This window comes from Hydrogenivirga sp. 128-5-R1-1 (genome assembly GCF_000171895.1).
Map to the genome: position 1 here is coordinate 1 of NZ_ABHJ01000399.1, position 1,331 is coordinate 1,331.

Sequence of the window (1,331 nt, forward strand, 5' to 3'; positions counted from 1 at the left end):
TTAATATTGGATATATTAGAGGATTTCGGGTAAGATTAATTTTTTTTGAATACAAGTACTTAAATGATATTTCATATTTAATAAAAAATTTCACTGAAAATACAAAACTAAATATCTTTATAGATGAAGGATTTTACACAGATATAATTCCTATTGTATATAAATACAACTCAAAAATAATAATAAACAACCAGTTTTTAAAAAAAATAATATCTATAGAGAAAAAAATTAACCCAAAAATAAAATTTATAACTGAAAATTCTTTTGATATTATTGAGGGAAACATAGAATTTCTATGGCTATATCCACATAAAGCCGAATTTAACTATCTCCTTCTAAATAAAGAACAGTTAAATACTATTTCGTCAAATATTTATTCATTAGTAAAGTTTTTAAGCAAAAATTTGATAAAATAAGTGTATGGAAACAGTATTAAGAATTGCGTTTATTAGCTGCTTACTGATTTCTTCATTTTTTCAGGAAATTGAACTAAAACCTTTAATATATTTATTCCCATTATTTTATATATTTGTGTATTTTTTTACAAAAAGGTATGTCAGTAAATTCTTTATGCTTTTCATGGATACTATAACAGTTATGTACTTCCTATACTTAGCAGGGAATCCATTTTTATCATTAATGTTTTTCATATTAATGCCTATATACCTAAGCAAAAAACATTATTTTTTCAGTTTTCTTATTTCAGGAATTATTCCTGTCATTTTTTCATTTTTTTTAAATGGTTATATAGAATATACTCTTATAGTAATCATATTAGGTTTTTATTTATCATCTATAAGCATTTTAAATCTTATGAAAAATTATGAGAAAAAGATTAACAAATTAGAAAATAATTTAATATCTATAACATCAGACTTTATAAAGCAATTCAATAAAACAAAAGAGTACAGCTTATCAAATTTTTCTGACATTTCCTTAAAAGACGAAAAGAAAACAATGTTTAAATTATTCTCAAATTTAAACGTATCTGGAATATCTTTATTTGATATTGAAAAAAGCAAATGTTTATCTGTAGGTGAAGCTAACTGCGACAAACAGTTTTTAAAATTTATAGAACCACAAATTTATTCATTTAAATATGAAAATAATTGGATTGTAGTACTGCCTGTTTACAAACAATATGAAATATCTAAAGTCTTTTTCTTTTTTTACAAAGAAGAAAACTTAATTGACAATATGAACATTTTCCATTACTTAAAGGTAAAGTTAGAAAATGAGCTTTTAACTAATTTTAAGCCTGTAAGCAATTTCGTGGAGAGTGTTAACAAGGAAGTACTGAAGGAAAATAATAATCAAGATAACAATTAGAG

At 22.8% G+C, this 1,331-nt stretch carries 2 protein-coding genes; both read left to right on the top strand.

Annotated features, from left to right (window positions below; all coding sequences use genetic code 11):
- Positions 1-416, top strand: a 416-nt coding sequence (locus HG1285_RS20050; RefSeq protein ID WP_008289440.1) for a hypothetical protein, incomplete at its 5' end; no start/stop codon positions are given.
- Positions 417-579: 163 nt separating this feature from the next.
- Complete coding sequence (locus HG1285_RS01245; protein ID WP_157560737.1) at positions 580-1,329, top strand: hypothetical protein; 750 nt, start codon at positions 580-582, stop codon at positions 1,327-1,329.
- The last annotated feature ends 2 nt before the right edge of the window (positions 1,330-1,331 follow it).